The sequence below is a fragment of the Luteibacter sp. P4_D7_3 genome (genome assembly GCF_056401735.1).
The window spans coordinates 1-7,939 of the sequence record NZ_JBFUIT010000186.1 but is presented as its reverse complement, the minus strand read 5'-3'; the positions used below and the strand labels follow the sequence as shown (position 1 = coordinate 7,939).

General features: G+C 65.6%; 8 protein-coding genes. All 8 read right to left on the bottom strand.

Annotated features, from left to right (window positions below):
* Positions 1-633: glycosyltransferase (locus tag AC1DSN_RS15005; RefSeq protein ID WP_477331407.1), on the bottom strand; the 633-nt coding region annotated here is incomplete at its 3' end.
* Positions 630-1,268, bottom strand: coding sequence for a polysaccharide deacetylase family protein (locus AC1DSN_RS15000; RefSeq protein WP_063573659.1), 639 nt, complete (start codon positions 1,266-1,268; stop codon positions 630-632). The genes AC1DSN_RS15000 and AC1DSN_RS15005, both read right to left, overlap by 4 nt.
* A complete protein-coding gene (locus AC1DSN_RS14995) occupies positions 1,265-2,437 on the bottom strand; it encodes a glycosyltransferase family 4 protein (RefSeq protein ID WP_213947646.1) in 1,173 nt (390 codons plus the stop codon). The genes AC1DSN_RS15000 and AC1DSN_RS14995 overlap by 4 nt, the downstream gene beginning before the upstream one ends.
* On the bottom strand, positions 2,434-3,552 hold the full coding sequence (locus AC1DSN_RS14990; protein WP_477331405.1) for a glycosyltransferase: 1,119 nt from the start codon (positions 3,550-3,552) through the stop codon (positions 2,434-2,436). The genes AC1DSN_RS14995 and AC1DSN_RS14990 overlap by 4 nt, the downstream gene beginning before the upstream one ends.
* A complete protein-coding gene (locus tag AC1DSN_RS14985; RefSeq protein WP_477331403.1) occupies positions 3,549-4,907 on the bottom strand; it encodes a phenylacetate--CoA ligase family protein in 1,359 nt (452 codons plus the stop codon). The genes AC1DSN_RS14990 and AC1DSN_RS14985 overlap by 4 nt, the downstream gene beginning before the upstream one ends.
* Positions 4,904-6,166, bottom strand: coding sequence for an O-antigen ligase family protein (locus tag AC1DSN_RS14980; protein ID WP_477296258.1), 1,263 nt, complete (start codon positions 6,164-6,166; stop codon positions 4,904-4,906). The genes AC1DSN_RS14985 and AC1DSN_RS14980 overlap by 4 nt, the downstream gene beginning before the upstream one ends.
* The gene (locus AC1DSN_RS14975; protein ID WP_477296257.1) at positions 6,154-7,260 is read right to left on the bottom strand and encodes a polysaccharide deacetylase family protein; all 1,107 of its coding nucleotides are present in this window, start codon (positions 7,258-7,260) and stop codon (positions 6,154-6,156) included. Before AC1DSN_RS14975 ends, AC1DSN_RS14980 begins: the two co-directional genes overlap by 13 nt.
* Positions 7,254-7,939 (bottom strand): glycosyltransferase family 2 protein (locus AC1DSN_RS14970; RefSeq protein WP_477331401.1); only part of this gene is annotated, 686 nt, incomplete at its 5' end. The genes AC1DSN_RS14970 and AC1DSN_RS14975, both read right to left, overlap by 7 nt.

The window sequence follows — 7,939 nt, the reverse complement described above, 5'->3', positions numbered from 1 at the left end:
CCCGCACACGGTGCGGCCGCTCAGCCCGCGTTCGTGGCGCAACGTCTCGCGGTCGAAGCGCGCGGGATCGAAACGAGACAGGTCGACGGCGTTTGGTGAGATCACCGACGGCGCGATGTCGCCGTAGGCCGCGATGGCCGCGTCGCGGAAGTAGGTGGAGATAAAGACCAGTCCGGTGGCGTGGCGCAGGCACCAGCCTTCGATGCGTCGCGCCAGACCCTTCATGGTCAGCGGTCGCACGCGATCGACCAGGGCGGAATCGTTGATTTCCAGCACCAGCGGGATGCCGCGACGACGGGCCAGCCAAATCGTCGCGAAGAGGAATAGCGAGTAACGCTCGTAGATCAGCTTCGGCGGGTGCGTGCGCCATGCGCGGCGCATGCGGGCCAGCGTGACGAGGTTGTAGAGCAGTTCGAACATCTCGAAGACCACGCCTGGCAGCTTCGTGACCAGGCCTGCGAGACGGCCGCGTCCGCCGGTGGCAGCCTCGGGCGCCTCACGTTCCGGATCGGCACCGGGGAACGACATGACCGATACGTCATGCCCCAGATCGCGGAGCGCGTGCACGATCCCGCGGATATGCACGCCCTCGACGTGGCGTCCGCGCGTCCGGTGGTGGTAGAGGATATTCAAGGGGCGTTGCCGGGCAGGGCGCCGAAGCGAATGCCCTGGCCGAGCCATTCCGGCAGCATGACGTCGAGCGCCTCGGCGGCCTTGTCGCTGTCATCGTGCATGAGCACGATGTCGCCAGCGGCGGGCGGGTCGTCGCGCAGGCGCGAGATGAGCGCTTCGATCGGGCGGTCCTGGTAGTCGAGGCTGTCGTACGACCAGTAAATGAAGCTGCGCTTGCGGCGCGCGAAATGCAGGAGAAGCTTTGCCCCGACGTATCCATGCGGGGGGCGCATCCGGTGGTGCGGCCGGTTGTCGAACAGGCGCAACAGCGCGTCGGTCCGGTACACCTCGTCGAGCTGCTTGCGCAGATCCATGTTGGTGAAGGACCAATGGCTGTAGGAGTGATTGCCGATCATGTGGCCGTCCGCCACGATACGCTGGACGATCTCCGGGTACTGCTCGATCTTCTCGCCGACCAGGAAAAAACTCGCCTTCACGTTGTGTCGTGCCAGCGTGTCCAGAAGCCTGGGCGTGTGCTGAGGGTCCGGACCGTCGTCGAAACTGAGATAACGCAGGTCATGGTCGCGCGTGCGCGTCAGCACGAGCGCCTCCGGCAACAAGCCGAGCAAGTCGTGTTTTTTCAGTTTCCAGTTCATGCGTTGGCGCCAAGATGTGCCGGTTCGCCGGCGGCTACGCGATGGAGCGTGTGCTCCAGGCGATCGATGTTCTCGTCCCAACGGAAGGTAGCCGCATGCGCGGCGATCACGGCGGGATCGAAATGACGTTCGAAGACTTCGACCAGGGCCGTGCCCAGTTCATGGGGCTGATGGACCGGTACGAGGATGCCCGCCGTCTCCGGCAGCACTTCCGGAATGCCACCGACGGCGGTCGCCACTACCGGTGTGCCGCAGGCCATGGCCTCGAGCACGACGTTCGGTACGCCCTCGTTGTGGCTCGGCAGGCAGAGCACGTCGGCGGCGCGAAACCAGTCGGCCAGCGCGGCGTGGTCCACGGCGGCTTCGAAACGCACGGCCGGCGCACAGCAGAGCGAGGCGGCGCGGTCCTCGAGGTTCGCTCGTGAGGCGCCGTCGCCAACATAGATCAGACGTGCATCGTGATGGCGCTTAACCAGCATGGGGAACGCTTCGATAAGGTCGTGACAGCCCTTGGTGGCTTTGAGGTTACCTGCGTAGAGCACGATGGGCACTTCGGCCGGAAGGCCTAGCCGTTGGCGCGCCGCGGTGCGATCGCCGCGGTTGAATACGCGGGTATCGACACCGTTGTAAATCGCTTCGACGGCTTCCGCGGGCGCACCCAGCTCGACGGCCTTGCGCGCGAGGGCCTTGCTTACCGCCACCACGGCGCCTGCACCGCGCAGGGCCGCACGAATTTGCGGGCGGCGCAGGCGGGCTTCGGCCTGCACGTTGAGATCGCTGCCATGCACCTTGACCACATAGGGTATGCCTAGCAGTCGCGCTACCCAGGCACCGGCAACCGCATCGGGAAACGCCCAGCTGGCCAGCAGTACGTCGTAGCGCGCGGCGCGCAGTTCGCGGCCGCGCTGCCACATCACGCTGGCGAAGAAGCAGAAAGCGTTGAGGAAGCGGCCAATGCCCGGCGGGTGATAGAACGTGAAATGGTCGCGCTTGACGCCCGGGACGTTCACGGTGCCCTGGGCGCCGGCCATGCGTTCACGGAAATCGACGGCAGTGAGGACATCCACCTCGTGGCGCTCGGCCAGCCGCTGGAACTGCTGGCGATTGAAGGTGCCACGGCGCGGATCCCACGGCGTGGGGAACAGGTTGGTCAGGACCAGGATCTTCATGAGACCGCCTCCATGTCGCCAAAGTAGAGCTTTCCATACCGCGTCGCCATGGCTTCGAGCGAGCCATGGGTTTCCACCCACTGACGCGCCGCACGGCCGAACGACGCGGCGCGCTGGGATTCGTGGAGCAGGCCGAGAATGCCGCTGGCCAGGGCGGGTGCATCGGCCGCGGGGACCAGTCGTCCGGTGGCGTCGTCGCGAACGATCTCTGCATTGCCACCGACGTCCGTGGCGATGATCGGCAGGCCGGTCGCGCAGGCCTCGAGCAGGGCCATCGAGTAGCCCTCCGTGATCGACGAGAGTACGAACAGGTCGAAACCCTGCAGCAACTGGCGTACGTCGTTGCGGTCGCCGAGGAAATGCACGGCGCCGGCCACGCCCTCATCGAAGGCGCAGGCACGCAGGGTCTCGCGCAGCTCGCCATCGCCGACCAGGACGAGGGCGGTATCCGGGCGGCTCTGGTGCACCTCACGGAAGGCGCGGATGAGGCTGGCCTGGTCCTTGGCCCAGTTGAGCCGGCCCACCGTGCCGATGATGCGCGTGCCCGTGGGGATGTTGAGCATGCGTGTGAGCCGCTCGTGCATCGTGTCCGAGGCCAGATCGAAGCCGCCAAGCACGATACCGTTGGGTACCACGCAAGCCTTCGCCGCCGGTACGATGCCGCGGTGCACCGCATCGCGGCGCGCGGCCTCGCAGACGGCCACCACGGCATCGGTCGCCTTCATGGCGCGACGGAACAGCCATTCGCGGCGACTGGGTTTCTGCTGTCCGCCCATGCCGTGACGTGTATTGACCACCTGGCGGATGCCCATGCCGGCCGAGGCGAGCACGGCCTGGTAGTGCGCCACCGCATTGTGTGTATGCAGCACTTCGGTGTGGTGCGCGGCAATGTGAGCGCGGGCGCGGCCAACGGCGCGAAGGTCGAAGCCGGGCTGTTTGTGGCAGGCGTGCACCGGGATGCCGAGGCCATCCAGTTCGCCGGCGAGCGAGCCGCGCTCGAACAGGCAGACCACCTGCACCTTGTGGCCGAGGCGCCGTTGTTCCGTGACCAGATCGAGCACCATCCGCTCCAGGCCGCCGCGATTGAGGTTCTCGACGAAGTGGGTGATGTTCACTCAGTCAGCTCCGAGACGGTGACGCGCAGCTTGCCACTGCGGGTCAGCGGGATATCGTCGACGAAGTGGCAGTGCAGCTCGGCGCTCTCACCGAGCACCTTGGCCACTTCATGGCGGATGTAATCGAGCGATTCATCGTTGAATGCATCGCCACGCACGATCGACAGGTCGAGCCGGTCGAGGCGGCGCTGTACCAGCTGAAAGCGTGTCAGGCCCGGCACGTCCTTGAGCATGTGCGGGAAGAATTCTCCCGGCAGGACGTGGCCCGCGGGTGTACGAATGGCGTCGAGCTTGCGTCCGTCCACCGATGCCAGCCTGGGCAGGCCGCGACCGCAGGCGCAGGGTTTGCCGTCGGCGTGGGTGGCCATGTCGCCATTGACGTAGCGAATGAATGGCATGCCGTAGTTGTAGAGGTCGGTGATGGCGATCTCGCCGCTGCCCGTCGTTGTCGGCTTGCCATAGGCATCCAGTGTCTCGACCACGAGATGGTCCGCGTTGACGTGCAGGCCGTCGCGGTGCTCGCACTCTGAAGCGATCAGCATGAACTCGCGGCAGCCATAGGTATTGAAGGCCGGCGCGCCGAAGGCGCGCTCGATGATCTCCCGCTGGAACGGATGCAGGGCCTCTGCCGCACCGATGATCGACGCGGGGGAAGCCACGCGGCGGTTGTTCGCCAGCAGCCACTCGGCGAGCCGCACCAGCGGGCCGACATAACCGACGATGACTTCGGGACGGTAGGCGTCGATCGCGTCGGCATAGTCGGCGAGGTTCGATTCGCTCATGCGGAAGCTGTCGAGCAGCTTCCGTGCGAACACGGTGTTGTAGAGGCGGTCCTTCAGCTGATGACTCGCGCTGGGGTTACCTACGGGCCCGCCCCAGAGAAAGAGTGTGCGTCGACCCATGCGTGAACCCGCCCATCGATAGCCACGCCACATCACGGCGACGCGGCGGTCGTTGCTCTCGCGGGTGAAGCCAAAGCGCAGCGGTTCGCCGGTCGATCCGCCGGTGGCCTTGTAGCCGAGGCCGGCTTTCAGCGAAGAAGCTTTCAGGTCGTCGGCATGGTTGCGGATGTCGGCTTTCGTCAGCACCGGCAACTGCGCGAAGTCAGCCATGCTCCGGATGTCACGCGGTACGATGCACAGCGCCGTCCAGTGCTCGCGGTAAAACGGTACCTCGCGGTAGCACCAGTCGAGCAACGCCTGCAGGCGCTCGAACTGCAGCGCTTCGATCGCTTCGCGGCTGAGCCACTGGTCGCTCTCGTAACGTCGCATATGTCGCGGCGTGCCACGTCGACGCAGGCCGCCTTCGTAGGCGGGCCAGATGACGTTACGCAGGGCGGATTCGTAGAAGCTCATACGGTTCTCAGCAGCACGGCGACGAGAACGAAGAGGGCGGCGACGCTACCTGCGGCGGCGGGTACCCAGCGCCATCCACCGTCGGAGAGACGAAAGAAGGGCAGTTCCGGCCAGCGCTTGCGTGCGCCGATGTAGTGGCCCGCGACCATGGCGGCGATCAGGTACAGCACCACCATATAGCTGCGGCTGAGGAAGAAGGCGGCGGCGAACAGGCCGCACAGCGAAAGCAGCAGGGTGAGTGCGATCTGCTTTTCCATCACCCACTCCGCTTCGACCCTGGGGTCTGTGCCGGGGACGCGCACGTGGCGGAGGATGGTGAGCATCATCCAGAAGCCGTAGCCGACGAAAGCGAGCCAGAGCACGAATCCGACGAAGCCGGTTTCGGCCAGGACCAGCACGAACGAGTTGTGCGCGGTGAGCTCGTTGTATTCGGTGAAGTTGCCGGCGCCCACGCCGAAAGCGGGGTTGTCGCGGAACATCTCGAGGCCGGCGTACCAGGCATCGACACGCCCGGCCGCGGATTCCTCACCCGCGTCGAGCTCGTCCATGCGCGAGGAGACAAGCTTCATGGCGGTCAGGCCGACCACGCCGAGGATGCCCGCCACCACGATACCCTTGCGATACCAGACGTAGCAGCCGGCGATGATGAGCACGGCGAGCAGGGCGCCGCGCGAGTTGGTCAGGACGATGCCGTAAAGCAGGAGCATGGCGCTTCCCAGCCAAACGGGGCGCATCATCCCGGTGCCGCGACGGCCGAGAAAGACCGACATGGGCAGGCAGGCGGCGAACAGCAGGCCGAGGTCGTTCGGGTCGTTGAAGATGCCGACGTACTGGATGCGTCCACCTTCGCTCAGTGGGATGCCGGTCCAGCCCGTACCCAGTCGCGACTGTTCGACGCCGTGTAGGGCGAGCACGGCGGCACAGGTGACGAATACGCCCATGGCAACGCGGACGCGCTTTTGCGTGTTACAGGCTGCGCCGAAGATGAAGAAGGCAATCACGACCGGACCGAAGCGCGCGAGTTCATCGATCGCGCCGCCGGTCCAGCCGTTGGTGACCTCGGAGATCATCAGGATGAGCAGGAAGGCGGGAAGAATGAGGAACTGCGGCGCGGCGAACGTCTTGGTGTTCGAGAACAGCCATGACGCAAAGGCGAGCAAAAGCACGACGGGAAGAACGGGCACGTTCTCCAGCCCGGGCAGGTAGTCCTGCGGCCGGATGATCGTGAGTACCACGTAGAGGAGGATCAGAGGGAACATGCCTGTTCCTTGGGGCCATTCGCCTCATGCGCCGGCGTGGGGTAGCTCATCAGCTGCGGCAGGGCGAGCATGGCGGCGAACCAGCCCGGGCCCATGTTGCTTTCGACCGGAAGGCGGTAGAGGGAGTAGCGATTCTCGGAGGGCTCGGCATTGGTCCCGCAGATGTAGCTGCATGCCAGCTTGAACCCCGCGTTGCGGGTCGCCGCGATCACCGCGTCGTTGTATGCACGGTCGCCACCGACGGGGTAGGACATGAGGATCGACGGGTTGCGAAGCTCGCGGTCGAGCGTGGCTTTCGACTCGCGAATCTCGCGCTCCATCTCGTCCGGTGGTAACCGGGCGAGCATGCGATGGTGCACACCGTGGGAGCCGAACTCGAGGCCGGCCGCTTCCATCTCGCGCACCTGGTTCCAGGTCATGGGGCGACAGTCCACCGGCCGGGCGTGGGCCGAGGGCATGTTCCACTCGGACTCGAGGCGGTCGGTCATGGCGGTCTGGCCCAGTGCATCCAGCCATTTCATCTTCAGCAGGATGCTGCCGGCGATGCGTCGCCGTGAAGCGCGGTCGGGCGGAAGCGGAACGTCGATCTGCAGATCCGGGAGCACGAGGCGAGGTGCACTGGTGGTCAGGATCATATGGACCAGCCAGTCGTAGGCATACGGCTTGCCGCTGTCGATATGTCCGGTGGAGAGGAAGAAGGTGGCCGGCACGCCCAGCTCGTCGAGGATCGGCGCGGCAATGCGATAGTTGTCGTCGTAGCCGTCGTCGAAGGTCACGGCGACCGTGTCCGGCGGCAGTGCTTCGCCGGCATCCAGCGCCGCGACGATGTCCGTCAGGCGCATGGGCCGGAAGTACTTGCGCAGGCGTAGCATCTGCTCGCGGAACTGGTCCGGTGGCGTGCTGATCAGTTCGAGGTCGAATTCGTAAGTATCCGGATCGGGCAGCGGCATGATGCGGTGATAGGCGAGGATGCGCAGGTCACGCTGCCACCAGGCACGCACCCGCTGCAGCGAATGYAGCAGGCCGCTGGAATAGCAGAGTTCACCGAGACGGCCACGGATGCCTGGAGCGCCACCGTTCATATCGATCACCATAAGTGCAGCCTTCGATTGCGTGCGAAGGCCAGCAAGGCCTGCGCCGCGAAGAGGTTGAGGTAGAAGAACGCCACGGCGATTCGCAGGGGAAGCAGGCGGCCGAGTGCGGGGCGCAGGCGTGCGAGGCCGACCATCAGCGCACCGGCGACGAGACAGCAGAAGGCGAAGGCATACATCGGGTGCCGGGTGAACAACGCCCCGGTACTCACAGTGAGTGTGAGGATGAGCCAGGGCGCGAGCAGCCGGAGCAGCTTGTGACTGACAAAACGCAGCCAAAGTGGATTGCGCCAAGGCAGGAGCAGCCAGGGTGCGAGCTGGATCAACTGGTAGTTGCCCGCCAGCGTGCGGATCTTGCGGCGGCGTTCGTCTTCGGGCACCTGGGAGGGCTGGTCCCAGGCCATGGCGCGCGGTTCGAAGACCACGCGCATGCCCTGGGCGGCCACGCGCATCGGGACAAGTACATCGTCGAGGACGGTACCTGGGGGGATCGGTTGGAACAGGGAGCGGCGCATCGCGTAGAGCGCCCCGCTGACGCCGATGGTGGACCCGGAGCGGCTCTCCGCATGACGGATGCCTTTCTCGTAGCGCCAGTAGAAATCGACGCCCTGGGCGAACCCCGTACGCACGTTCTCCATGTGCAATTCACCACCCACCGCGCCGACAGTGGGGTCGGCAAGGT

Bases quoted from the DNA above. Each gene is read 5' to 3' on its own strand.
- AC1DSN_RS14995 (WP_213947646.1), bottom strand. From the start codon at position 2,437: ATGAAGATCCTGGTCCTGACCAACCTGTTCCCCACGCCGTGGGATCCG.
- AC1DSN_RS15000 (WP_063573659.1), bottom strand. From the start codon at position 1,268: ATGAACTGGAAACTGAAAAAACACGACTTGCTCGGCTTGTTGCCGGAG.
- AC1DSN_RS14985 (WP_477331403.1), bottom strand. From the start codon at position 4,907: ATGAGCTTCTACGAATCCGCCCTGCGTAACGTCATCTGGCCCGCCTAC.
- AC1DSN_RS14980 (WP_477296258.1), bottom strand. From the start codon at position 6,166: ATGTTCCCTCTGATCCTCCTCTACGTGGTACTCACGATCATCCGGCCG.